Origin of the sequence: Pseudomonas sp. NFX5 (assembly GCF_049132125.1) — a bacterium.
Classification (GTDB): Bacteria; Pseudomonadota; Gammaproteobacteria; order Pseudomonadales; family Pseudomonadaceae; genus Aquipseudomonas; species Aquipseudomonas marginalis.
In genome coordinates, this window is sequence record NZ_JAFMZG010000012.1 from 70,174 (window position 1) to 95,526 (window position 25,353).

20 protein-coding genes and 2 tRNA genes are annotated in these 25,353 nt (G+C 61.1%); 12 read left to right on the forward strand and 10 right to left on the reverse strand.

Going from position 1 to position 25,353, the window contains the following annotated elements; genetic code table 11:
* Positions 1 to 38: 38 nt before the first annotated feature.
* Positions 39 to 1,319: a sensor histidine kinase gene (locus tag J1N02_RS07605; protein ID WP_027605483.1), complete on the reverse strand. Its 1,281-nt coding sequence runs from the start codon at positions 1,317 to 1,319 to the stop codon at positions 39 to 41.
* Positions 1,309 to 1,992, reverse strand: coding sequence for a two-component system response regulator ColR (gene colR / locus J1N02_RS07610; protein ID WP_027605482.1), 684 nt, complete (start codon positions 1,990 to 1,992; stop codon positions 1,309 to 1,311). Before colR ends, J1N02_RS07605 begins: the two co-directional genes overlap by 11 nt.
* A 201-nt stretch (positions 1,993 to 2,193) precedes the next feature.
* Here colR and J1N02_RS07615 point away from each other — a divergent pair, with 201 nt between their 5' ends.
* Together J1N02_RS07615 and J1N02_RS07620 are read left to right on the forward strand one after the other, a co-directional pair.
* The gene (locus tag J1N02_RS07615; protein ID WP_414886770.1) at positions 2,194 to 4,143 is read left to right on the forward strand and encodes an LTA synthase family protein; all 1,950 of its coding nucleotides are present in this window, start codon (positions 2,194 to 2,196) and stop codon (positions 4,141 to 4,143) included.
* Between the two features lie 51 nt (positions 4,144 to 4,194).
* Positions 4,195 to 4,914, forward strand: coding sequence for a phosphatase PAP2 family protein (locus J1N02_RS07620; RefSeq protein WP_169898635.1), 720 nt, complete (start codon positions 4,195 to 4,197; stop codon positions 4,912 to 4,914).
* 78 nt (positions 4,915 to 4,992) lie between these two features.
* On the opposite strand, the gene groL is transcribed toward J1N02_RS07620, so the two are convergent.
* The 5 genes from groL to J1N02_RS07645 form a co-directional block, all read right to left on the reverse strand.
* On the reverse strand, positions 4,993 to 6,639 hold the full coding sequence (gene groL / locus J1N02_RS07625; RefSeq protein ID WP_027605479.1) for a chaperonin GroEL: 1,647 nt from the start codon (positions 6,637 to 6,639) through the stop codon (positions 4,993 to 4,995).
* 50 nt (positions 6,640 to 6,689) lie between these two features.
* Positions 6,690 to 6,986 carry a co-chaperone GroES gene (locus tag J1N02_RS07630; RefSeq protein WP_003175874.1) on the reverse strand — a complete coding sequence of 99 codons (297 nt, stop codon included), beginning with the start codon at positions 6,984 to 6,986 and terminating at the stop codon, positions 6,690 to 6,692.
* A gap of 247 nt (positions 6,987 to 7,233) precedes the next feature.
* Positions 7,234 to 7,710: an FxsA family protein gene (locus tag J1N02_RS07635; RefSeq protein ID WP_027605478.1), complete on the reverse strand. Its 477-nt coding sequence runs from the start codon at positions 7,708 to 7,710 to the stop codon at positions 7,234 to 7,236.
* Between the two features lie 66 nt (positions 7,711 to 7,776).
* Complete coding sequence (locus tag J1N02_RS07640) at positions 7,777 to 8,508, reverse strand: HugZ family protein (RefSeq protein ID WP_027605477.1); 732 nt, start codon at positions 8,506 to 8,508, stop codon at positions 7,777 to 7,779.
* A 93-nt stretch (positions 8,509 to 8,601) separates the two neighbouring features.
* A complete protein-coding gene (locus tag J1N02_RS07645) occupies positions 8,602 to 9,609 on the reverse strand; it encodes a DUF481 domain-containing protein (protein ID WP_027605476.1) in 1,008 nt (335 codons plus the stop codon).
* A 144-nt stretch (positions 9,610 to 9,753) separates the two neighbouring features.
* On the opposite strand from J1N02_RS07645, the gene J1N02_RS07650 reads away from it, so the two are divergent.
* From J1N02_RS07650 to J1N02_RS07665, 4 genes are all read left to right on the forward strand, one after another.
* The gene (locus tag J1N02_RS07650; RefSeq protein ID WP_043293512.1) at positions 9,754 to 10,116 is read left to right on the forward strand and encodes an MGMT family protein; all 363 of its coding nucleotides are present in this window, start codon (positions 9,754 to 9,756) and stop codon (positions 10,114 to 10,116) included.
* A 43-nt stretch (positions 10,117 to 10,159) separates the two neighbouring features.
* Positions 10,160 to 11,692 carry an AmpG family muropeptide MFS transporter gene (locus J1N02_RS07655; RefSeq protein ID WP_027605474.1) on the forward strand — a complete coding sequence of 511 codons (1,533 nt, stop codon included), beginning with the start codon at positions 10,160 to 10,162 and terminating at the stop codon, positions 11,690 to 11,692.
* Positions 11,693 to 11,846: 154 nt separating this feature from the next.
* Positions 11,847 to 13,562: a proline--tRNA ligase gene (locus J1N02_RS07660; RefSeq protein WP_027605473.1), complete on the forward strand. Its 1,716-nt coding sequence runs from the start codon at positions 11,847 to 11,849 to the stop codon at positions 13,560 to 13,562.
* A gap of 20 nt (positions 13,563 to 13,582) precedes the next feature.
* The gene (locus tag J1N02_RS07665) at positions 13,583 to 14,536 is read left to right on the forward strand and encodes a hypothetical protein (RefSeq protein ID WP_065925011.1); all 954 of its coding nucleotides are present in this window, start codon (positions 13,583 to 13,585) and stop codon (positions 14,534 to 14,536) included.
* A 68-nt stretch (positions 14,537 to 14,604) separates the two neighbouring features.
* On the opposite strand, the gene dinB is transcribed toward J1N02_RS07665, so the two are convergent.
* Positions 14,605 to 15,663 carry a DNA polymerase IV gene (gene dinB / locus J1N02_RS07670; RefSeq protein WP_421147255.1) on the reverse strand — a complete coding sequence of 353 codons (1,059 nt, stop codon included), beginning with the start codon at positions 15,661 to 15,663 and terminating at the stop codon, positions 14,605 to 14,607.
* 283 nt (positions 15,664 to 15,946) lie between these two features.
* Between dinB and J1N02_RS07675 the strand changes: the two genes are divergently transcribed.
* The 4 genes from J1N02_RS07675 to J1N02_RS07690 all read left to right on the forward strand — a co-directional run bounded on the left by J1N02_RS07675 (position 15,947) and on the right by J1N02_RS07690 (position 20,558).
* Positions 15,947 to 16,023, forward strand: a tRNA-Met gene (locus J1N02_RS07675).
* 269 nt (positions 16,024 to 16,292) lie between these two features.
* Positions 16,293 to 16,369, forward strand: a tRNA-Met gene (locus J1N02_RS07680).
* 266 nt (positions 16,370 to 16,635) lie between these two features.
* Positions 16,636 to 19,278, forward strand: coding sequence for a bifunctional lysylphosphatidylglycerol flippase/synthetase MprF (mprF, locus tag J1N02_RS07685; protein ID WP_065925010.1), 2,643 nt, complete (start codon positions 16,636 to 16,638; stop codon positions 19,276 to 19,278).
* Entirely contained in the window at positions 19,278 to 20,558 is a 1,281-nt protein-coding gene (locus J1N02_RS07690) for a virulence factor family protein (protein WP_027605469.1), read from the forward strand. The genes mprF and J1N02_RS07690 overlap by 1 nt, the downstream gene beginning before the upstream one ends.
* Positions 20,559 to 20,692: 134 nt before the next feature.
* On the opposite strand, the gene recJ is transcribed toward J1N02_RS07690, so the two are convergent.
* Both recJ and J1N02_RS07700 read right to left on the reverse strand, forming a co-directional pair.
* A complete protein-coding gene (gene recJ / locus J1N02_RS07695; protein WP_027605468.1) occupies positions 20,693 to 22,402 on the reverse strand; it encodes a single-stranded-DNA-specific exonuclease RecJ in 1,710 nt (569 codons plus the stop codon).
* Positions 22,403 to 22,498: 96 nt separating this feature from the next.
* Positions 22,499 to 23,041, reverse strand: coding sequence for a YaeQ family protein (locus J1N02_RS07700; RefSeq protein WP_027605467.1), 543 nt, complete (start codon positions 23,039 to 23,041; stop codon positions 22,499 to 22,501).
* Between the two features lie 148 nt (positions 23,042 to 23,189).
* Here J1N02_RS07700 and J1N02_RS07705 point away from each other — a divergent pair, with 148 nt between their 5' ends.
* Together J1N02_RS07705 and J1N02_RS07710 are read left to right on the forward strand one after the other, a co-directional pair.
* Positions 23,190 to 24,389, forward strand: coding sequence for a CaiB/BaiF CoA transferase family protein (locus J1N02_RS07705; protein WP_027605466.1), 1,200 nt, complete (start codon positions 23,190 to 23,192; stop codon positions 24,387 to 24,389).
* On the forward strand, positions 24,389 to 25,273 hold the full coding sequence (locus J1N02_RS07710; RefSeq protein ID WP_027605465.1) for a TIGR02285 family protein: 885 nt from the start codon (positions 24,389 to 24,391) through the stop codon (positions 25,271 to 25,273). The genes J1N02_RS07705 and J1N02_RS07710 overlap by 1 nt, the downstream gene beginning before the upstream one ends.
* Positions 25,274 to 25,353: the final 80 nt, after the last annotated feature.

A 25,353-nucleotide genomic window follows, 5' to 3' on the forward strand; every position in this document is an offset into this window, starting at 1 on the left:
TACGGGGATCTCTGGCAGGATAACGGCAGGGGGAACGCTCAGGCGTTGACCTGACTCAACTGGACGTGAAAGCGACAGCCATTGGGCTCCATGGTGCTGAGGGTAACGCTCCAGCCCTGGTTCTCGCAGATGCGCTGGACCAGTGACAACCCCAACCCCAGGCCCTCACCGCGCTTCTCACTGCCGCGGACGAACGGCTCGAACATCGCTTCGCGCTTGTCTTCGGGAATGCCGACGCCGCTGTCTTCCACCACAAACCCGGTCGGCTCCAGGGTCAGCCGGATGAAGCCGCTTTCGGTGTAATGCAGGGCATTGCGCAACAGGTTGCCCATCACGGCATGCAGGAAGGTCGCGTTGTAGCGCGTATCCAGCGGGTCGCCCGGCTGGTAGATCAACTCCAGGCCCTTGTGCTCGATGGGCTCGCGCCAGATGCCGAGCAGATCATCAGCGACCTGGGACAGATTGGCCTTGGGTGACATGCTGCCGTCATCATGTTGAGCCCGGGCCAGCATCAGGAAGGTTTGTACCAGTTCGCGCATTTCTTCGCAGGCCCGGGCGATTCGCTCGACCTGGTTACGCCCACGCTGATCGATAGCCGGGTTTTCCAGCAACAATTCGCAGGAGCTGGCCAGGACCATCAAAGGCGTGCGCAGTTCGTGGCTGACATCGCTGGTGAACAACTGCTCACGGGACAATGCCTGGCGCAGGCGCCCCAGCGTGGCGTCGAAGGCCACCGCCAGCTCACCCACTTCGTCGGCTGCGTAGTCCGGGGCCAGGGGCGGCGCCAGGCCCAGCAACTGGTCGCGGTGCCGCACCTGGCGGGCCAGGCGCACCACCGGCGCCATCACTTTACGGGCCAGCACCCAGCCGAGGAATACCGCCAGCGCCAGGCTGAGCACGAAGCCCACCAGCACCACGGCAAACAGCACGCGCTCGCGCTCTTCGAAATCGCTTTGATCCTGCAGCAGCACATAGCGCCGACCGTCGACCACTTCGACCATGGCGTGGTACGACAGCGCCTCGCGAAACACCTCATGAAACCCTGGTTCCAGATGCCGCAGGTCCTTGGGCAATTCAAAATCCCCCGGGCCACCGCTGAAGTAAAACAGCTGGTCGGGCTCGGGCCGGTGCCGCCAGTCCTCGACGGTGTCCATCAGCAGCAGGCGCTGCAGGTCACCGCCCAAGCCTGCCGAGATCAACTTCTCTTCCACCAGGTGCACGGTGGCGACGATGCCCATGGCGAAGGCCCCCGCCACCAACGCACTCATCAAGGCAAAGGCGATGATGATCCGCTGGGCAAGGCTTTGCTTAAACTCCATCACGGCCCTCGGCCAGGCGGTAACCCACACCATGCACGGTTTGCAGCAACGGCTTGGCGAACGGCTTATCGATCACCTGGCGCAACTGGTGCACGTGGCTGCGCAGGCTGTCGCTGTCCGGGCAGTCATCGCCCCACAGCGCCTCTTCCAGCACTTCCCGACGCAATACGTGGGGACTTTTCTGCATCAAGACCGCGAGCAGCTTGAGACCGACCGGGTTGAGCTTGAGCAGGCGCCCTTCGCGGGTCACTTCCAGGGTATCGAGGTCGTAATTCAGATCGGCCACTTGCAGGGCACGGCGACCGCCACCTTGGGCACGGCGCAGCACCGCTTCGATGCGCGCGGCCAGTTCCGAAAGGGCAAACGGTTTGAGCAAGTAATCGTCGGCACCGGACTTGAAGCCCTGCAGCCGGTCATCCAACTGGTCGCGGGCGGTCAGCATGATCACCGGCGTGTCGCGGCGCGCGTCTTCACGCAGGCGTTTGCACAGGGTGTAGCCATCGATGCCAGGCAGCATGATGTCGAGCACGATCAAGTCGTAATGCTCGGTGGCGGCCAGGTGCAGACCCGACAAACCGTCCTGCGCACAGTCCACGGTGTAGCCTTTTAGCCCCAGGTAGTCGGCCAGGTTGGCCAGAATATCGCGGTTGTCTTCAACCAATAGAATTCGCATGGGCAGTGTCTCCGTACGCGGTAACGGCCGTGTTGGCTCGCGCAGCTTAAGGCCAAGTGTGGCTCAGGGATAGAGCGGAAAGGCGTGCCAATAAAGGTTTTCAACCGATTCAGCCTACCAACGAGTTTTTCACTATAGCTTCACAAACTGACTACAGTGTCAGGCAGAAGATCGCCACCCATTGATATAAGGAACATGGACATGGGGTTTCTCAAGACGGCGCCAATGCGCTATCTGCTGTTGGTAACCGGTGCCTGGCTGGTTATTTTCCTGCTCACTCGCAGCGTGCTGCTCATCACCCATTTGGATGAAGTCGGCGGCAACCTGCTGCCAGTGTTTGGCGTGGGCCTGCTATACGACCTGGGCTTCCTGGCCTACGCGGCACTGCCGCTGGGCCTGTATTTGCTGCTGTGCCCGCCCGCGCTGTGGCGCCGGCGCGGTCACCGCTGGTTCCTGCAGGCCGTGCTCACCGTCAGCCTGTTCGCCATGCTGTTTACCTCGGTGGCCGAGTGGCTGTTCTGGGATGAGTTCGGCGTGCGCTTCAACTTCATTGCCGTCGATTACCTGGTGTACTCCGACGAGGTGTTGAACAACCTGCTCGAGTCCTACCCGATCGGCAAACTGCTGAGCCTGCTCGCCATGCTGGCGATTGTCTTGAGCCTGGCCTTGCGCAAGCCGTTCAATGCAGCGATGAGCGCCCCACTGCCGCCGATGCGCGGTCGCCTGGTGAATGCCCTGGCCCTGTTGGTGGTTGCCGGCCTCAGCCTGCAACTGATCAGCCAGGACAGCCCGCGATCCCAGGGCGGCAACGCCTACAAGAACGAACTGGCCAGCAATGGTCCGTATCAGTTTTTCGCCGCATTCCGTAACAACGAACTGGATTACCCACAGTTCTACAAAACCCTGCCGACTGAGGTTATCGCCACGCAACTGCGTGCAGAGCTGAGCGAACCCAACGCCCGCTTTATCGGCCAGGATCCGCTGGATATCCGCCGCGCCATCACCAATCCGGGCACGCCGCGCAAACCCAATGTCGTGCTGGTGACCATCGAAAGTTTCAGCGCCAAGTACATGGGCAGCAACGGCGACGAGCGCAACCTCACGCCTAACCTGGATGCGCTGCGTAAACAGAGCCTGTATTTCAATAATTTCTATGCCACCGGCACCCGCACCGACCGTGGCCTGGAGGCGATCACCCTGGCGATTCCACCCACGCCCGGGCGCTCGATCGTCAAGCGCATCGGTCGTGAAAGCGGCTTCGCCAGCCTGGGGCAACAGCTCACGGCCGTCGGTTACGACAGCGTGTTTGTGTACGGCGGGCGCGGGTACTTCGATAACATGAACGCGTTTTTCAGCGGCAACGGTTATCGCGTCGTGGACCAGAGCAGCGTGCCCGAGTCAGAAATCTCGTTCAAGAACGCCTGGGGCATGGCCGACGAGGACCTGTATAACCAAACCCTGAAGCTGGCCGACACCGACTACGCCAAGCAGCAACCCTTTTTGCTGCAACTGATGACCACCTCCAACCACCGCCCCTACACCTACCCGGATGGGCGTATCGACATCAAATCCGGGAATGGCCGCGACGGTGCGGTGAAATACACCGACCACGCCATCGGCCAATTCCTGGAAGCCGCCCGCCAAAAACCCTGGTTCGATAACACGATCTTCATCTTCGTCGCCGACCACACCGCCGGCAGCGCAGGCAAGGAAGACCTGCCCATCACCAACTACCAGATTCCGCTGTTCATCTATGCACCCAAGCTGATCGACGCACGGGAAAGCGCACAACTGGCCAGCCAGATCGACCTGGCGCCCACGCTGCTGGGCCTGCTCAACCTGAGCTACGAATCCACCTTCTTTGGTCGCAACCTGCTGCAGGACAACCCACTGCCACCTCGGGTGGTGGTCGGCAACTACCAGCATCTGGGCCTGTTCGACGGCAAGGACCTGGCCATTCTCAGCCCACGCCTGGGCCTGCGCCGCCACGACCAGGCCCTGGGTGAGAGCCAGGAGTTGCGGGTCGGCAGCGATGACCCGTTGATCCAGCGGGCGATCACCTACTACCAGGCCGCCAGCTATGGCTTCAAACAACAGTTGCTGAGCTGGAGAGCGCCCAAGGAAGAGGCCCCGGCACTGAGCACGCGCTAACCAAAACGTCCCGTACAGGTCCGTACGGGACGTTTTTCACCAGGGTCCACCATGGGCACCACCCCCGCCGTCCCCGTCTCCAAACCTCTCAACCTATGGCTCTGCCTGGGCATCCCCGGCGGCGCTGCGCTCCTATTGCTGCTGCTGGAGCTGACCTCACTGGACATGGACCTCGCCAAGCTGTTCTACAACGGCGCGGAGGGCGGTTTCATCGGGCGTTACAGTTTCTTCCTCGAAGACATCCTGCATGACCGTGCCAAACAGTTGGTCATCCTGTTCTCGGTCCTGGCGATCCTGGGATTTGCCGGCACGTTTATCCTCCGACGGCTCAAACCCTATCGTCGTGAACTGGGCTGCCTGGTGCTGTCACTCGGGCTGGCGACCGCGTTTGTCGCTCCGCTGAAAACCATCACCGGCGTCCAGTGCCCGTGGAGCGTCCAGGAATTCGGCGGTCAGGAAACCTACAGCAAATTGCTGAGCCCTCGCCCGCCCACCGATAAACCCGGACGCTGCTGGCCAGGCGGTCATGCCGCCACCGGGTTCGCCTTGTTTGCCCTGTTTTTTGCACTGCGTGACCGGCAGCCACGGATGGCGCGCAGCGCATTCATCTTCGCCGTCGGCTTGGGCAGCGTGTTTTCCGTCAGCCGTATGATGCAAGGCGCACACTTCTTTTCCCATAACGTGTGGACGGCAATTTTCTGCTGGCTGATCTGCCTGGGGCTGTATTGCCTGTTGCTGTACCGGCCCTCCAAGCACGCGGCGCCCACCTGAGCCCAAGCCGCCGCCCACAAAAAAGCCCCGCCTGCATCACTGCAGGCGGGGCTTTTTCAGTACAGGGGTAAGGCTGGCTTACATCATGCCGCCCATGCCACCCATGCCGCCCATGTCTGGCATACCGCCGCCAGCCGAGCCTTCAGCCTTCGGCTTGTCAGCGATTGCAGCTTCGGTGGTCAGGATCAGACCACCGATGGAGGCTGCGGCCTGCAGCGCGGAACGAGTCACCTTGGTTGGGTCCAGGATGCCCATTTCGATCATGTCGCCGTAGACGCCAGTCGCAGCGTTGTAACCGTAGTTACCTTTGCCGTTCTTGACTTCGTTGACCACAACGCTTGGCTCGTCGCCGGAGTTGGCAGCGATCTGGCGCAGCGGTGCTTCAACCGCACGACGCAGCACAGCGATACCGACGTTCTGGTCAGCGTTGTCGCCGGTCAGGTTGGTCAGGGCTTCCAGGGCACGGATCAGCGCAACGCCACCGCCAGGTACCACGCCTTCTTCGACGGCTGCGCGGGTTGCGTGCAGGGCGTCTTCAACGCGGGCTTTCTTCTCTTTCATTTCAACTTCGGAACCCGCGCCAACCTTGATCACTGCAACGCCGCCGGACAGCTTGGCCAGGCGCTCTTGCAGTTTTTCACGGTCGTAGTCCGAGGACGTCTCAGCAACCTGGGCACGGATCTGAGTGATGCGCGATTGGATGTCGCCGTCAACGCCAGCACCGTCAACGATGATGGTGTTTTCCTTGGAGATGGTCACGCGCTTGGCGCTACCCAGGTTTTCCAGGGTGGCGCTTTCCAGGCTCAGGCCGATCTCTTCGGAGATAACGGTACCGCCGGTCAGGACGGCGATGTCCTGCAGCATGGCCTTGCGACGGTCGCCGAAGCCTGGAGCCTTGACGGCTGCGACTTTAACGATGCCACGCATGTTGTTCACAACCAGGGTCGCCAGGGCTTCGCCTTCAACGTCTTCGGAAACGATCAGCAGTGGGCGGCCGGCTTTGGCAACGGCTTCCAGCACTGGCAGCATTTCGCGGATGTTGGAGATCTTCTTGTCGACCAGCAGGATCAGCGGGCTGTCCAGCTCGGCAACCATGGTTTCCGGCTTGTTGACGAAGTACGGGGACAGGTAGCCACGGTCGAACTGCATGCCTTCAACAACCGACAGTTCGTTTTCCAGGCCAGTGCCTTCTTCAACGGTGATCACGCCTTCTTTACCGACTTTTTCCATGGCTTCGGCAATGATGTCGCCGATGGAGCTGTCGGAGTTGGCGGAGATGGTGCCTACCTGGGCGATAGCCTTGGTGTCGGCGCAAGGCTTGGACAGGTTCTTCAGCTCAGCGACGATGGCGATGGTGGCCTTGTCGATGCCGCGCTTGAGGTCCATCGGGTTCATGCCGGCAGCAACGGCCTTGTAGCCTTCGTTGACGATGGCCTGAGCCAGAACGGTGGCGGTGGTAGTACCGTCGCCTGCGTCATCGTTGGCACGGGAGGCAACGTCTTTGACCAGCTGCGCGCCCATGTTTTCGAAACGGTCTTCCAGTTCGATTTCTTTGGCGACGGAAACGCCGTCCTTGGTGATGGTCGGAGCGCCGAAGCTCTTCTCGATGATCACGTTACGGCCTTTCGGGCCCAGGGTCGCTTTTACTGCGTCAGCCAGGATGTTGACACCGGTGAGCATTTTCTTACGGGCGGAATCGCCGAATTTAACTTCTTTAGCAGCCATGATCGATATTCCTTAAATACTTTGTAGTAACGGGAAAATGAGCGGGGAAATCAGTCTTCCAGAACGGCGAGAATCTCGTTCTCAGCCATAACCAGCAGGTCTTCGCCGTCGACTTTCACAGTGTTGCTGCCGGAGTAAGGGCCAAATACAACCTTGTCACCGACTTTAACGGCCAGCGCACGTACGTCACCGTTTTCCAGAGTCTTGCCTGGGCCTGCAGCGACGATCACACCGTGGTTGGCTTTTTCAGCAGCCGAACCTGGCAGAACGATACCGCCAGCGGTTTTCTTTTCTTCTTCGCTGCGACGGATTACGACGCGGTCGTGCAGAGGACGAAGCTTGCTCATTGTCGATCTCTCCTAATTGTGTTTTTCATCGGCCGGTATCGATACCGGCGGGTTGTATTCCGGCAGTGCCGGTCGCGGTTCGCTGGGCGAAACACGGAAGTCTGTCCGGTGTCGCCACCAGAAACCTTGCGGTGACCGTTACATAAGGGCGCATAAGCTTATTACAAGGGGCCGGCGATGATTTTTTTTGCGTCTGCCAGCCTATAAAAGCAACACGGCACCCGAAGGTGCCGTGCCAGTGAAGCGGTTATTTGCTGTCGCGGTGTTCGAACTCGCCTTCGATCACGTCGCCTTCTCGCCCCAACGGTTGGCGCGGAGCCGGGCCGCCACGGGGTTGCAGGTCGTCGGCGAACGCACGTTGGCGAAGAGCGGCCTCTTCGGCGCGCTGGCGCATCTTGCCCGCCAGCAATTTGCGGGTGAACGGCAGCAGCATCACCAGGCCCACTACGTCGCTGATAAAGCCGGGCAGGATCAACAGGCCGCCCGCCAACGCCATCATCAGGCCTTCGAGCATGGTCTGGGCCGGCAGTTCGCCGCGGTTCAGGCTCTCACGGGCGCGCAGCGCCGTGGCCAGGCCGGCGACACGCAGCACCAGGACGCCGAGCATCGAGCCGAGAATGATCAGCAACAGGGCCGGGAAAAACCCGATCGCACCGCTGACTTGAACGAATACGAACAGCTCCAACACCGGGAACAGCAGAAAGAGCAATAAAAAAGGGCGCATCAAAAGGTTCCTCAACGCAAGAATGCCTTGCCAGTCCACCTTAGATGACGTCGCCGTTTCGTGAATTCAAGCTTCAGCGGCGGCTTTTTTCGGCCAGACCTCAGCGTGGGCCAATGAAACCAGGGCTTCGCGTACTTGTGTCGGCGTGTTGCAAGATGCCGCAAACGGCAGCCAGTGCAAAGCCTGGCCGATGCGCAGGTGCAGGCCTTCGCTGTCGATGCCGGCCAATTGCGCAGGTTCGAAAGCAGGCAAGCCGGCCAACTCGACGTAGTGGGCAATGGCCTTGGTGTGGTCGCTGTTCATGTGCTCGATCATGCTGCGCTCGGCCTTGCCCGCGAAGGGGTTGGCCAGGGTCAATTGGTCGATCCAGTGAATCGCGCCAAACCCGCCGATATAACGGTGGCGCACCGGCTTGAGCACCCAGAAATCGAAATCGTGGGCCTGGTGGTAGTTGGCCGAATCGGGGAAGTAGCGGTAATAGCGCTCGGCCGCTGCTTCGATGGCGGCCGGGTCCTCGAGTTTCTCGGCTTCGGCCAGGTAGGTCAGGCGCCCCACGGCCTGCACGTCATCCGCTTCGCGCTCGCCGACCAGCAGCGAGCACTTGGGATCTTTTTGCAGGTTATGGGTGTGCTGGGCAATACGGCTGATCAGGATCAGCGGGCGGCCCTGCTCGTCGAGGCAATACGGCACGACCGAGCCGAACGGAAAGCCGGGCATGGCCTTGGAGAGTGTGGAGAGAGCCCCACGGTATTCCTTGAGCAACAGCTCTCGGGCGTTCTTGGCAACCTGCGCGCTCAATGTATGACTCCTCGGGTATTCAGCCGCCCATAGCGTATGGGAATGGATCTCAACACAAGGTAATCAATCTACGCGCCGGTTGCCAGGGCTCGATTACCAGGCGACGCCGAAGCCTGCGGTATAGCGGGTTTTGCTCAGGCTGCTTTCCGAATCGCCGCTGATCACGTCGCGCTCGGCCTTGAGGTTGAGCGATGCCCACTCTGTGACTTTATAGCGCAGGCCCATTTCCGCATCCAGGGAGTACTCGGCCGGGCCGTCGATAGGCTTGCCCACCTCGCCATTGGTGAAGAACTCAACGGTCTTGCCCACCAGGTAGCGGTTGTAGTTCCACTTCATGGCCAGGGAATAGAAGTTGTCCTTGCCGCCATCGGCGTACTCGTAATCGGTGCGGTTGACCAGCGAGCCGAGGGAGAATGCCCCCAGCTCGTCGTCCCAGAACTGGTAGCCCGGGCCGGTACCGACGGTACGTTGGCGCGCCAGGTCTTCAACCTTGTCGCGCTTGTAGGTCAGGCGCCCCTGCCAGAACCAGTGCTCGGTGATGAAGCGGTCCAGGTCATACTCCAGCGCCCAGTTGTCGGTGGTGGTGACGTCGTCCTGGAACTCGCGGTTGTATTCGCCCTGCCCGGTATGGCGCCATTGGCCATGGCGCGCGGTGGTCTTGAAGTCGATGTCGTAGTCGTTGGTGTCTTTTTCGGCGCGCTTGTAGTCCAGCGCCATGTCGACATTGCCCTTCCACACCAGGTCTTCGATCACCGGCTTGGGCTTGATGATCTGCTGGATACTTGCCAGCTCGACAGTCTTGGGCGCCTCGCCATTGGCCAGCACCACCTTGCCATCGTCCGCCGCCTGCAGGGACTTGGCCTTCTCGCCGGTGTAGGCGTCCTGCTTGACCAGCAACTCCTGGTCGCTCTCCAGGGTTTTCACCTGCTTCCAGTCCACCGGAATGGCGCCGGCGTAGTCGGTCTGGATCAGCAGCTTGCCACCGTCGAAGACCTTGATCTTGCCGGTCAGGCGGTCACCGTTTTTTAACCAGACGGTATCGGCCAGCAGGGGCGTGGAGGCACTGAAGACAGCGAGGCACAGCAGGGTTCTGGACAACATAAGCGGATGGGGAGCTCAAGGTTGGCGAAAAGGGGCGATTATCGTGTTAGATAGCTAGGACTGACTCAAGGATTTGTGTTGAGTTCAATTCTCAACAGCATACTTACAGACGTTTCTTACAAAAGACCGACGATCCCAACGGATATGCCCACAGTGAATCAGCCTGCCGATGCCCCACAAACCCCCGCCGAGATGCGCCGCACCGCGCTGTACCTGACCCTGGCGCAAGTCCCCGCCGGTTGCGTGGTGAGTTACGGCGAGCTGGCGCAACTGGCCGGGCTGGGGCGCGCCGCGCGCTGGGTGGGTCGTACCTTGAGCCAACTTCCCGAGGGCACCACATTGCCCTGGCATCGTGTGCTGGGTGCCGGTGGTCGGATAAGTCTGCCGGTGGGCAGCGCCTCGGGCGACGAGCAACGGGCACGCTTGCGCGATGAGGGCGTCACGGTGCGCAACAATCGCGTGGATATTCAGCGCCATGGCTGGCGCCCGGTAGAGCACAGCGGTTAGAGTGCGCGCTTTGTTTCCGTGAATCTGAGGCAGACTCCAGCCCATGCCCCGTAAAACCTGGCGCGCCGCGCTCGCCGCCTATGCCAGCCCCTCGACGTTAGTGCTGTTGTTGCTCGGCTTTGCCGCCGGCTTGCCTTACATGTTGGTGTTCTCGACGCTTTCGGTGTGGCTGCGTGAGGCCGGTGTGGCCCGCGAGACCATCGGCTATGCGAGCCTGATCGGTTTGGCGTATGCCTTCAAATGGGTCTGGTCGCCGCTGCTCGACCAATGGCGCCTGCCACTGCTCGGTAAACTCGGACGTCGTCGCTCCTGGCTGGTGCTTGCACAGTCGCTGGTGATCCTCGGATTGATCGGCATGGGGTTCTGCGACCCGCAGAAACACCTGTCCTGGCTGATCGCCATTGCCGTCGTGGTGGCCTTTGCTTCCGCCACCCAGGACATCGCGGTCGACGCCTATCGCCTGGAAATCGCCGACGACAGCCGCCAGGCCGCCCTGGCCGCCAGCTATATGTCCGGCTACCGCATCGCCGCCCTGCTGGCCACGGCCGGTGCGCTGTTCTTTGCCGAAGGCTTCGGCTCCACCGGCTTCAACTATAAGCACTCGGCCTGGACCGGTACCTATGTGCTGTTCGGCGTGCTGATGATCCCGGCGCTGCTGACCACGCTGTTCATGCGCGAACCGAATGTACCGCTGCGCACCCAGTTGCAGGCCGGGCGCTATAGCTTCGTGCATCAACTGGTGTCGGTGTTTGTGCTGATCGTGTTGCTGGTATCCGTACCGGCGATGTTCACCCAGTTGTTCAACACCGACTTCGCCAGCGTGCTGTTTCACGGCGTCAGCCTGTGGGACTTGCTGATGGACGACCGCGCGTTCCTGCGCGCCATTCTCTATATCATTCTCACCACGCTGTGCCTGTCGGCAATGGGCCGGCGGGGCCTGGCGCCGGTGCTCACGCCGGTCAACGACTTTATCCTGCGCTACCGCTGGCAGGCATTGCTGCTGCTGGGGCTGATCGCCACCTATCGTATGTCCGACACGGTGATGGGCGTGATGGCCAACGTGTTCTACATCGACCAGGGTTTTACCAAGGACCAGATCGCCGGGGTCAGCAAGATCTTCGGCCTGATCATGACCCTGCTCGGCGCCGGCATGGGCGGCCTGCTGATCGTGCGCTTCGGCATCCTGCCGATCCTGTTTATCGGTGGCGTGGCGTCGGCGGGGACCAACCTGCTGTTCGTGATGCTCGCCGACATGGGCCCCGACCTGCAGATGCTGATCTTTACCATCTCCCTGGATAACTTCAGCTCGGGCCTGGCCACGTCGGCATTCGTGGCCTACCTGTCGAGCCTGACCAACCTCAAGTTTTCCGCCACCCAATATGCGCTGCTCAGTTCGATCATGCTGTTGCTGCCGCGCCTGATCGGCGGGTACTCGGGGGTGATGGTGGAGAAGTTCGGGTACCACAACTTCTTCCTGATCACCTGCATGCTGGGCGTACCGACACTGCTGCTGATTGCGTTGCACTGGTATCAGGAAAATCGGCGGATGCGGTTGAATCCGCCGGTAGAGGACTGATTCTGGGGGCCCTTTAAAAGCCAGACCGCGGCGCCCCATCGCGAGCAAGCTCTGCGCCTACAGACAGCCCTGCATTCTGATGCCTGTACGGCGGCAGTTTGCGCCCGTACAATCCCAAGTCATTTCAAGTTCAAGCAACCGACAACGGCCTACCATGCGTACCAGTCAATATTTGCTCGCCACACAGAAAGAAACGCCTTCCGATGCGGTCGTGATCAGCCACCAGCTGATGCTGCGCGCCGGCATGATTCGCAAACTGGCCTCGGGCCTGTACACCTGGCTGCCCATGGGCTTGAAGGTGATGCGCAAGGTCGAAGCCATCGTTCGCGAAGAAATGAACGCCGCCGGCTCTCTCGAAGTGTTGATGCCGAGCACCCAACCGGCCGAGCTGTGGCAGGAATCCGGGCGCTGGGAAGAGTACGGCCCTGAGTTGCTGCGCTTCAAGGACCGTCATGGCCGCGACTTCTGCGCCGGCCCGACCCATGAAGAAGTGATCACCGACCTGATGCGCAACGAGTTGAGCAGCTATAAACAGTTGCCTCTGAACCTGTATCAGATCCAGACCAAATTCCGCGATGAAATCCGCCCACGCTTCGGTTTGATGCGCGGCCGCGAATTCATCATGAAGGACGCCTATTCGTTCCACGCCGACCAGGCATCGCTGCAGGTCACCTATGACCGCATGCACCAGGCCTACTGCAATGTGTTCACGCGCCTGGGCCTGAAGTTCCGGGCGGTTGAAGCGGACAATGGCTCCATCGGCGGTGCCGGCTCCCACGAATTCCACGTACTGGCCGAGTCCGGCGAAGACGATATCGCGTTCAGCAACGGTTCCGACTACGCGGCGAACATCGAGAAAGCCGAAGCCGTGCCACGGGAAACCTCCCGTCCAGCCCCGGCTGAAGAACTGCGCCTGGTGGATACGCCAGAGACCAAGACCATCGCGGCCCTGGTGGAGAAATTCAATCTGCCGATTGAAAAGACCATCAAGACCCTGATCGTGCATGCCGAAGAAGAAGGCAAGCTGATCGCCCTGGTGATCCGTGGCGACCACGAACTCAACGAAATCAAGGCCGCCCAGCAACCTGGCGTGGCCAGCCCGCTGGTCATGGCCAGCGATGCCGAACTGCGCGACGCCATCGGCGCCGGTGCCGGTTCCCTCGGCCCGCTGAACCTGCCGTTGCCGATCATCATCGACCGCTCGGTCGAGCTGATGAGCGACTTCGGTATCGGCGCGAACATCGACGACAAGCACTACTTCGGCGTGAACTGGGAGCGTGACCTGCCGGTGCCGACCGTTGCCGACCTGCGCAACGTGGTGGCCGGTGACCCAAGCCCGGACGGCAAGGGCACCCTGGAAATCAAGCGCGGCATCGAAGTCGGGCACATCTTCCAGCTGGGCAACAAGTACAGCAAGGCGATGAAGTGCGAAGTGCTGGGCGAGAACGGCAAGCCGATCACCCTCGACATGGGCTGCTACGGCATTGGCGTTTCCCGCGTGGTTGCCGCTGCCATCGAGCAGAACAACGACGAGAAAGGCATTATCTGGAGTGACGCCCTGGCGCCTTTCCAGGTGGCCCTGGTACCGCTGCGTTACGAAACCGAGCAAGTACGCGAAGCCACCGACAAACTGTATGCCGAACTCACGGCTGCTGGTTTTGAAGTGCTGCTGGATGACCGCGACAAGAAAACCAGCCCGGGCATCAAGTTCGCCGACATGGAGCTGATTGGCATTCCGCACCGGATCGTGGTCAGTGACCGCGGCCTGGCCGATGGCAATCTGGAATACAAGAGCCGGACCGAAGCCGAAGCCCAACCGTTGCCGGTGGCTGACGTGCTGTCTTTCCTCCAGGCGCGTATTCGTCGCTGAAAACCAGATCAAGAGAAGTCATGTTCAAGCGAAACACCAGAGCCCTGGGGGGCGCCGCCTTGTGCGGCGCCCTGCTGGTCAGCGGCTGCGCCAATCAGATGTCGCAACGCAGTGAGCACGAGGAGCGGGTCGAGCGTAAGTTGCTCGACCACAGCCTGCAGATCGATGTAGGCGAACCCAAAGTGCTGGAACTGCCGCAACGCCGGGTTCGCATTCACGAGCAAAAGACCTTTGAGGTCACCGAATTCGAAGTTACCCGTCGTTACGATCGCTACACGCCTTACCAGCCCTGGCGCAAACTCTATGAGATGCCCCTGGGTGCAGTGGCTTTGGTCGCGGGTGCGGGCGCCAACGTGGCGAACATCTTCGCCCTCGGCAACCTGCCTACCAGCATGACCCACGACTGGCTGACCTACGGCGTGGACGGTCTCAACCCGTTCATGAACGTGCAATCCCATGGGCGCGCGCAACAGAACCTGGCGGGTATCGATGAAGTCCAGCGCGACAAACGCGTGGAGTATTCGAGCCTGCCCTGGAGCGAGCGCCCGGTCCAGGTCACCGCCGGCAAACAGACCCATGAGCTGACCACCGACCGCAACGGCGTGCTGCGCCTGAACCTGTTGGACAGCCCGTTTGCCGAGCAGGACCTGAACCGCGTCACGACCTTGAAGATCAGCGTGGAAGATGGCCAGGACGACGTGCACTCGGACTCGACCCTGGCGATCAGCAGCACCCTGCGCGGCAAGTTGCTGGAAGCCCACGGCCTGATCTACGACGACCTGGAAGACGATGAAGTCAGCCAGTGGGTGCACCGGGTCAAGCGCCTGTCGGAGCTGGGCCTGGAGGAAGAAGCCAGCGAACTGGAACAAAGCCTGATCGAACTGACCCGCAATGATCCCGAGCTGCAGCAGGAATTCCTGCAGGCGTTGACCAAGGATGCAGGGCGGTTGGTGGCGGATCCCGGAGCACGCTGAGGCTTCGAAAACGCTGCAGATCCAAATGTGGGAGGGGGCTTGCTTCCTCCCACATTTTTTCCCGGCTTCTACCAGGAGAACTCTAACTGTTCGTTCCCGCCACTCAGGTCCAGCAGCCGCACCCCAATCCCCAACAACCGCACCGGTTTCCCACCGCGATTGAACGCCTGGGTCATCAACTGTTGATAACTCTCCAGATCCCGCGCCGCGCCCGCCTGCTCCAGCGTCGTCTGGGTAAAGTCATGGAACTTCACCTTAACGAACGGCTTGCCCGCCTTGTAGCTGCTGTCGATACGCGCCATGCGCCCTACCAGGGTCTCCATCAACTCTGGAAGTTTCGCCAGGCAGCTTGAGAGATCCGGCAAATCCACATCGTAGGTATTTTCCACACTGATGGACTGCCGCCGGCTGTCGTTCTGCACCACACGTTCATCTATCCCACGGGCCAGGCTCCACAAGCGCTCGCCAAAGCTGCCGAACTCACGCACCAACGCCAACTTGTTCCATTCGCGCAATTGCAGGCAGTCTTCGATGCCCAGGCGCGCCAGCTTGTCTGCCGTCACCTTGCCCACGCCGTGCAACTTGCTTACCCGCAGTTGGGAGACAAAGTCCTCGACCTGATCCGGGGTGATGACAAACAGGCCGTTGGGCTTTTTCCAATCACTGGCGATCTTGGCCAAAAACTTATTCGGCGCCACGCCGGCGGACACAGTGATGTGCAATTGGTTGGAGACCCGGCGCCGAATGTCCTGGGCGATGCGTGTGGCGCTGCCGCCAAAGTGCGGGCTGTCGGAGACATCCAGGTAGGCCTCGTCCAGCGACAGGGGCTCGATCAGGTCGGTGTAGTCGCGAAAGATCGTCTGGATTTCCTTCGACGCCTCCTTATAGGCATCCATGCGCGGCTTGACGATGGTCAGGTCCGGGCAGAGCTTCAGGGCATGCCGCGACGACATGGCGGAACGCACCCCATACGCCCGCGCTTCGTAGTTGCATGTAGCGATCACGCCCCTTCGATCTGCCGACCCACCTACCGCCAGGGGCTTTTGCGCCAGGCTCGGGTCATCGCGCATCTCAATGGCGGCGTAGAAGCAATCACAGTCAACGTGGATGATTTTGCGCTGCGTCATAAGTAGAAAGGCGGGTGTAATCCAACGGATGGCCAGTATCGCATTCACCCCTGTATATAGCACCAGTAGTTTGAATCTTCCGCCTGAGTGGTAGGAAATTTCCCAGATGAATTTATTTTCTCAATCGAAATCAGCCTTCCAATAGAGCTGAAACCCTTGGCCCCACTGGCCCGAACCCCTCAAACGGCTCTACATGGAGAGCTAACCGATTGAACCACAAGCGCTTTTCTTCGATTCAACGGTTGACACACTCGCGATCCTCTGTAGAATGCCGACACACAGACGCGGGATGGAGCAGTCTGGTAGCTCGTCGGGCTCATAACCCGAAGGTCGTCGGTTCAAATCCGGCTCCCGCAACCAAACATCAAAAAAGGCTACTCGAAAGAGTGGCCTTTTTTGTTTTAGCGAGCGGGCTTGCCCCGCGCTGGACTGGCAAGCAGCCCCACACAAGATAGTGTGCACTTCACCACGGACTGCTCCGCAGCCCGGCGCGGGGCAAGCCCGCTCACTACAAAAAGCGTTTTCAATCGCGAACTTAGGTTACATGTCAGCTATTTCACACTTATTTGACCCATCGGCTCATTAACGGTTGACACCTCGCCATCTGGCTGTAGAATGCCGCCCACAGACGCGGGATGGAGCAGTCTGGTAGCTCGTCGGGCTCATAACCCGAAGGTCGTCGGTTCAAATCCGGCTCCCGCAACCAAACATCAAAAAAGGCTACTCGAAAGAGTGGCCTTTTTTGTATCCGATGAAAAAGTTCTTCTGAAACAATGGTATGGCATCTTTCATGAAACCGTACGCGGTTTGTTGAGTCCATCTCATTGCACGCTATGCTTACGCCTCTACGACCAATGGCCGCAGTCGCCGCACCCGGTGATCCGCGTTAATATTTGTAATTATTTTGTCCATAGGGATTGGTAACTTGGCTGGATACCTCCATCCTGTCGCGCACAATCCACGAGGTGATTGATGCGCGCCAACTCGTCTGAACCACAAGACACCGTCACAGCAGAACAACCTATCGCCCCCACCCGCTTGCGCTGGCTGGATCTGTTGAGCAAATACCGGCAACCCATCGGGCTGGCCGTGACCTTGTTGCTGTTCGCAATCGCCCTGATCGCCTGTCGGCACCTGCTATTGGAGCTGGATCTCTACGCCCTCCACGACTCGATCCTGGAAGTGCCCAAACCCGCGTTGCTCGGTGCGTTCGCCGCCGCCGTCGCCGGGTTCGTCATTCTGCTGGGCTATGAGTTTTCAGGCGCACGTTATGCCGGGGTGAACCTGCCTGCCAAGACCTTGGCCCTTGGCGGCTTTACTGCCTTTGCGATCGGCAATGCCATTGGTCTGTCAATGCTCTCGGGCGGCTCGGTACGCTACCGTTTATATGCACGCCACGGCATCGGGGCTTCGGAAGTCGCCCACATGACCGTGTTCGCCAGCCTGGCACTGGGCTGCGCCCTGCCCCCGCTGGCTGCATTGGCCACGTTGAGCAACTTGCCGGCAGCGTCGACCTACCTGCATTTGCCACAAACGGTGCTCGGCGGCGTTGCCGGTGCAGTGCTGTTACTGTCGGCCATGTTGTGCATCGGCATCTATCGCCGCCGCCTGCCGGAACAACCCTACCCGGACAACCTGCTGGTAAAGGCCGGGCGTCGAACCCTGCGTCTGCCCGGTCGCCGCCTGACATTCCTGCAACTGATCATCACCGCACTGGACGTTGCCGCCGCCGCTACCGTCCTTTATATGCTGCTGCCGGAAGCACCGCCTTTCGGCCCGTTCCTGCTGGTGTATCTGCTGGCGTTGGCCGCCGGTGTACTCAGCCATGTGCCAGGGGGCGTGGGCGTATTCGAAGCCATCCTGCTCGCCGCATTCGCCGACAAGCTCGGCGCCGCGCCCTTGGCCGCCGCCCTGCTGCTGTACCGAATGATCTACGTGGTCCTGCCGCTGCTGATCGCCTGTGTGTTCCTGCTGGTCAACGAGGCCCAGCGCCTGTTCCAGACTCAGCAAAGCCTGCGGGTAGCCTCGGGTTTGGCGGCGCCGGTGCTGGCCGTACTGGTTTTTTTGTCCGGCGTGGTCCTGCTGTTTTCCGGCGCCACGCCAGAAATCGACTCACGCCTGGAAAACATCGGCTTCCTGATTCCCCACCGCCTGATTGACGCCTCGCACTTCGGTGCCAGCCTGATCGGCGTGCTGTGCCTGTTGCTGGCCCAGGGCCTGCGTCGACGCCTGTCGGCTGCGTGGATGCTGACCATGGTGCTGCTGCTGGTGGGCGCCCTGCTCTCGCTGCTCAAGGGCTTCGATTGGGAAGAAGCCAGCCTGATGACCATGACGGCGATACTGCTGGCGATCTTCCGCCGCTCGTTCTATCGCGCCAGCCGCCTGACCGAGCTGCCTTTCTCACCGCTGTACCTGGTAGCCAGCGTCTGTGTGCTGGGGGCTTCTATCTGGCTGCTGCTGTTCGCGTATCAAGATGTACCGTACAGCCATCAACTGTGGTGGCAGTTCACTCTCGACGCCAACGCCCCGCGCGGCCTGCGCTCGTTGCTGGGCGCCGCCGTGCTGCTGGTCATCGTCTCGCTGACCTGGCTGCTGCGCACCGCACGCCCGGTGATCCACCTGCCGACTCCCGAGGAGCTGGAACGCGCCAGCAAGATCCTGATGGCATCGTCGCAACCCGACGGCGGCCTGGCGCTGACCGGCGACAAGGCGCTGCTGTTCCATCCGAATGACGAAGCGTTCCTGATGTATGCCCGTCGCGGCCGCAGCCTGGTGGCCTTGTATGACCCGATCGGTCCGACCCAGCCCCGTGCCGAAATGATCTGGCAGTTCCGCGATCTGTGCGACATCCATCATGCACGCCCGGTGTTCTATCAGGTACGCGCCGAGAACCTGCCCTATTACATGGACATCGGCCTCACCGCGATCAAGCTGGGCGAAGAGGCGCGCGTCGACCTGAAACGCTTTGACCTGGAAGCCAAGGGCAAAGAGATGAAGGACCTGCGCTACACCTGGAACCGTGGCACCCGGGACGGCCTGTCCCTGGAGATCTTTGAACCCGGCACGGCACCGATGGATGAATTAAAAGTCATCTCGGACGCCTGGCTTACCGGTAAGAATGTGCGGGAAAAAGGCTTTTCCCTCGGACGCTTCAGCGACGACTACCTCAAGCACTTTCGTATCGCGATCATTCGCTTCGAAGGCCGCCCGGTGGCCTTCGCCAACCTGCTCGAGACCTACAACCACGACCTGGCCAGCCTCGACCTGATGCGCGCCCACCCGGATGCGCCCAAGTTGACCATGGAATTCATGATGGTCGGCCTGATTCAACACTATAAGAGTCACGGCTACGCCCGCTTCAGCCTCGGCATGGTGCCGTTGTCGGGCCTGCAACCGCGACGCGGCGCGCCACTGACCCAGCGCCTGGGCTCGATGGTGTTCCGTCGCGGCGAGCAACTGTATAACTTCCAAGGCTTGCGCCGCTTCAAAGACAAGTTCCAGCCTGACTGGGAACCCCGTTACATGGCCGTGCCCGCAGGACTTGACCCGCTGGTGGCACTGGCCGATACCGCCGCCCTGATCGCGGGCGGCTTGACTGGATTGGTGAAACGCTGATGATTCGACGCTCCTGGCGGTATGTATTGGCCTTTGTAGTGCTGCTCGCCCTGGTCCTGGGTGGCGGCTTTTGGTTCTGGAACCGCCCTGCCCCGCAGCCGACCCTGGAGCAACTGCCCCAGGCCGACGGCTCGGTGATGACCCGCGTGACCCCGGCCGGCACCCCGAAAGCCCGCGTCGCGGTGGCGGTGATGGCTGACGAAACACTGACCGATAGCCAGTTGATTACCCTGAGCCAGGGCGGCAAGGCGCAGATCGTCCAGGTGATCCTGCCAAAGGATGACTGCAAGCTGCAGGAACAAGCGCTGCAAAGCGCCCTGGGCCAGCTCAAGGGCCCCGCGACCCTGGTCAGCGGCATCGGCCCTGGCGCCGCCCTCGCCTGGCGCTGGCTGGCCACTCAGAGCGACGACAAGGCCAACGCCATCTCCGTCGGCTTCGCGTTGGTGCAGGAAGGGTGCAAGGACCCACTGCCGAAAACCGCCGCACACGGTAATTGGTTGGTGGCCTGGAACGACAACCCTGACGATGAAAGCGCCAGTTTCGTACGTGACACCCCGCGCGCCACCACCAGTATCAGCGACTACGACATTCACTATCCGCAAGTGCTGAACAACGAACTGCGCAAGCAACTGGTGGGTTCGGACAACGGCGGCCTGGCGATTCCCGTGGTGGAAGTGCCGGCTGGCCAGGCCAAGGACACCGTGACGCTGTTCCTTTCCGGGGATGGCGGCTGGCGTGACCTCGACCGCGACGTGGCCGGCGAAATGGCCAAGATCGGCTACCCGGTGGTCGGCATCGACACCCTGCGCTACTACTGGCAGCACAAGACCCCGGAACAAAGCGCCAAGGACCTCACCGAGCTGATGCAGCACTACCGGCAGAAATGGGGCACCAAGCGCTTCGTGCTGACCGGTTACTCCTTCGGCGCGGACGTCCTGCCGGCGATCTACAACCGCCTGCCGGAAAACGAACAACAGCGTGTGGACGTCATCATCCTGCTGGCCTTCGCCCGCACCGGCAGCTTTGAAATCGAAGTGGAAGGCTGGCTGGGCAACGCCGGCAAAGAAGCCGCGACCGGCCCGGAAATGGCCAAGCTGCCGGCTGACAAGGTGGTGTGCATCTACGGTGCCGAAGAAGTCGACGAGAGTGGCTGCACCGACAAGACCGCCGTGGGCGAGGCGGTGAAACTGCCGGGCGGGCATCACTTCGATGAGAACTACCCGGCACTGGCCAAGCGTCTGGTAGACATCATCGTGAAGCATCAGGCCAAGTCCGAGTAATTCCGGGCGGTACGCCAAACAAACTGTGGGAGGGGCTTGCCCCCGATAGCGGTAGGTCAGTCACAGCATTGTTGACTGACACTCAGCTATCGGGGGCAAGCCCCTCCCACAGTTTTTTGCGGCGTCGGTAAGATCTAGCGCGGCTCGATGTGGGCAATCATCAGTTGCACGGTTTCATTGCCACGAAACTCGTTCACATCCAGTTTGTAGGCCAACTCCACCCAACGTACGGTCGGGTTCGGCCAGACTTCCCGGTCGACGCCGAAGGCAATACCATCGAGCTTCACCGACCCGCATTCGCTCTTGAGCACCACTTTCAGGTGCCGTTCCCCTACTACCCGCTGCTCGACCAGCTGGAACACGCCATGGAACAACGGTTCGGGAAAGTGCTGCCCCCACGGTCCGGCGTGGCGCAGTGCGCGCGCCAGCTCCAGGTGAAACTCTTCCACCGCCAGGGTACCGTCGGACAGCAGGCGCCCGGTGAGGTCTTCTTCGCGCAGCTGCCGACGCACTTCGGCGTCAAAGGCCTCGGCAAACAGTGGGAAATTTTCCTCGGGCAAGGTCAACCCCGCCGCCATGGCGTGGCCGCCGTATTTGGCGATCAGGTTGGGATGCTGGCTCGCAACCACCGCCAGGGCATCGCGGATGTGGAAGCCTTGCACAGAGCGCCCTGAGCCCTTGAGCAGCCCATCGCCTGCATCGGCGAAGGCAATGGTGGGGCGGAAATAGCGCTCCTTCATGCGCGACGCAAGAATGCCGATCACACCTTGGTGCCAGTCCGGATCAAACAGGCACAAGCCGTAGGGCATTGAGTCCACCGGCAAGTCCTTGAGCTGAGCCAGGGCTTCGCGCTGCATGCCCTGCTCGATGGATTTGCGGTCCTGGTTCATGCCGTCCAGTTGTGCGGCCATTTCCCGTGCCGCGGCGAAATCCGTGGTGAGCAGGCATTCGATGCCCAGGCTCATATCGTCCAGGCGCCCGGCGGCGTTCAAGCGTGGCCCGAGGATAAAGCCGAGGTCGGTGGAGGTGATGCGCGCCGCATCCCGCTTGGCCACTTCGAGGATCGCCTTGATCCCCGGCCGTGCGCGACCGGCACGAATACGCTCCAGGCCCTGATGCACGAGGATGCGGTTATTGGCGTCCAGGGGCACCACGTCGGCGACGCTGCCCAGGGCGACCAGGTCGAGCAGCTCGCCAATGTTGGGTTGAGGCTTGTTTTCATACCAGCCCAAACTGCGCAAACGCGCGCGCAGGGCCATCAGTACGTAGAAGATCACGCCCACGCCGGCCAGGGCCTTGCTCGGGAACTCACAGCCCGGCTGGTTCGGGTTGACGATGGCATCCGCCGCCGGCAGCTCATCCCCGGGCAAGTGGTGGTCGGTCACCAGCACCTTCAGCCCCGCCGCTTTTGCCGCCGCCACGCCTTCGACACTGGAGATGCCATTGTCCACGGTGATCAGCAACTGCGGCTCGCGCTGCAGGGCCACCGCGACGATTTCCGGGGTCAGGCCATAGCCGTATTCGAAGCGGTTGGGCACCAGGTAATCGACATGGGCCGCACCGAGCAAACGCAGGCCCAGGGTGCCTACGGTGCTGGCGGTGGCACCATCGGCGTCGAAGTCACCGACGATGAGGATGCGCTGGCGCTGCTCCAATGCCGTCACCAGCAAGTCCACCGCCGCGTCGATACCCTTGAGCTGCTGATAGGGAATCAACCGCGCCAGGCTCTTGTCCAGCTCGGCCTCGGACCGCACGCCACGTGCGGCGTAGAGACGGGTCAACAGCGGTGGCAATTCCCCCAGGAAGGGCAGGACGGCGGGCAACGGGCGGGGATCGATACGCATGGGTGACGGGAGCTTCTCTTTAATACAACGGTTAAACGACAACTCTGAAGGGAACACAGATCAAATGTGGGAGGGGGCAAGCCCCCTCCCACATTTTCAACCGCGTTCGCCGACCAGCCATTGCAGTTGCACTTCGTGCTGGCCACGGTCGTCGGTGACGAAGATCGTGCCTTCACTGATCATCACGTCCCACTTGATCACGCGGGGCATGTCCTTGGCCAGGACCTCCAGAATCTCCTGGGGCACTGCTGCGATGTGGACATTCTTCAGGGTGTTCGCCACCGGCACCACTTTGCCTTCCCAAACGCGCAAGCTGCCGTATGCCAGCAGGCTGGTACGCTCAGTGCGACGCGAGCACCAGGTCAGGCGGTCGGCATCCGGCTGGCCGACTTCAATCCAATGCAAAACCCGATCATCCAGGCTTTTTTCCCACAGGGCTGGCTCGTCTACATCTGACAGGCCACGACCGAACGCCAACTGTTCGTTGTAAAAAAGGGCGTAGGCCAGCAGGCGCACGGTCATGCGTTCTTCAGTTTCCGAGGGGTGGCGAGCGATGGTCTGCTTGACGCTCTCGTACACCGAACGGTCGAGGTCGGTGAGGTTGAGTTCGAATTTGTAGGTCGTGGACGGCTGGGCCATGAACGGGCTTCTAGAGACAGGGAAAGGCGGCCAGTCTAACCGATGGCGAGGTCATTCAACGAATCCTGCGCTGCATCATCCTTATCCCTGGGCTGCTCGCCTATGTTAAAAGGCTTCACACCACCGTTCCGCGCAGACAAGGATCCCCATGTCGTTTAATGCCAAACCGCTTGCCGGCCTGAAAGTCATCGAACTCGGCACCCTGATCGCCGGCCCCTTCGCCTCACGCATTTGTGCTGAATTCGGTGCCGAGGTGGTCAAGGTCGAGTCCCCGGACGGCGGCGACCCGTTGCGTAAGTGGCGCAAGCTGTACGAAGGCACCTCGTTGTGGTGGTTTGTGCAGGCGCGCAACAAAAAGTCCCTGACGTTGAACCTCAAGCACCCGGACGGGCTGGCGATTCTCAAGCAACTGCTGGCAGACGCCGACATCCTGATCGAAAACTTCCGCCCCGGCGTACTGGAGAAGCTTGGCCTGAGCTGGGAAACCCTGCATGGGCTGAACCCGAAACTGGTGATGGTGCGCCTCTCGGGTTTTGGCCAGACCGGACCGATGAAAGACCAGCCCGGGTTTGGTGCCGTGGGTGAGTCCATGGGTGGGCTGCGCTATATCACCGGTTTCGAAGATCGCCCGCCGGTGCGCACCGGAATCTCCATTGGCGACTCCATCGCCGCGCTGTGGGCGGTCATCGGCGCCTTGATGGCGCTGCGTCATCGCGAGGTTAACGGCGGTGTGGGCCAGGTGGTCGATGTGGCGCTGTATGAAGCCATCTTCGCCATGATGGAAAGCATGATCCCCGAGTTCGACGTATTCGGGTTTATTCGCGAACGTACCGGCAACATCATGCCCGGCATTACGCCGTCGTCGATCCACACCAGCGCGGACGGCAAGCACGTACAGATCGGTGCCAACGGTGATGCCATCTTCAAACGTTTCATGAGCGCCATCGGCCGGGAAGACCTGGCGAACGATCCACAATTGGCCAGCAATGACGGGCGCGACAGCCGTCGCGATGAACTCTATGGCGTGATTGATCGCTGGGTGAACTCGCTGCCGCTGGAGCAGGTGGTGGAGCAACTCAACAAGGCTGAAGTGCCCGCCAGCCGTATCTACAGTGCCGAGGACATGCTGGGCGACCCGCAATTCCTCGCGCGCGAGATGTTCCTCAAGGCCCGGCTTCCCGGCGGCAAGGACTTCAAGATGCCGGGCATCGTGCCCAAGCTGTCGGACACACCGGGCAGTTGCGAATGGGTGGGGCCGCAACTGGGTGAACACAACGGCGTGGTGCTGGGCGAGCTGGGATACGACGCCGCCGCCATTGTCCGCCTGCGTGAGCAAGGTGCAATCTGATGCCCCACGGCTGCAAACACTGGCTCATTGCGCTGTACCTGGCCGCCATGCTGGCCAGCGGCTGGTCCGTACCGGCGAGTGCAGAGGGCACGTTGATCTGGTTATTGCGCGACTTGCCGCCGCTGACCATCTTCGAAGGGCCAGGCAAAGGCCAGGGTGCCCTGGACCAGTTGCTGCCGATACTGATCGGACACTTGCCGGAGTATCGCCATCAGGTAATGCACGTCAATCGCGCGCGCGGCATGCAGATGCTGCGCGAGCCCACGCTCACCTGCGATCCATCCTTGCTGTGGACGGCCGAGCGGGCCAGGTACATCGTATTTTCCAGGCAGGCGTTTGTGGTCGCCAGTAATGGCATCACGATCCGGCGCAGCCAACAGGGCGCCCTGGCGGCGTTTATCGTAGACGGCCAGTTCGACCTGCAGGCCTTCTTCGACGCCCATGAGGCAAGGGTCGGCGCGATCGCGGAACGCAGCTACGGCGCCGTTATCGATGAGCGACTGAAACAGGCCGACACACACAAACTCGCACTGCACTACGGCAACGATGCCCTTGGCAGCTTGCTGCAGATGCAGCGCCTGGGCCGGCTGGAGGCGGTGCTGGGCTATTGGCCGGAAATCCGCTACCACGCGATGCAACAGGGGATCGCAGCCGACGACCTCAGCTTCTACCCCATCAAGGGCACAGCGCCTTACCAGCGCACGCATATCGGCTGCTCGGATACACCTGAGGGGCGCGAGGCCATGGAACGGATCAACCAGGTCCTGCTCAGCCTCCCGCTGGAACACGTACAGCAGTCCTACGCTGCCTGGCTGGACCCTGCCATGCGTGAACACTACCTGCGAGACAACCCGAGCTTTTTCCAGGACTCGCCAGCGCCGTGACAAATCCCAGGCAAAAAGAAACCCCGAAGAGTGGGGAGACACTTCGGGGTTAAACGTGGCCTACAAAGACCAGTACAACA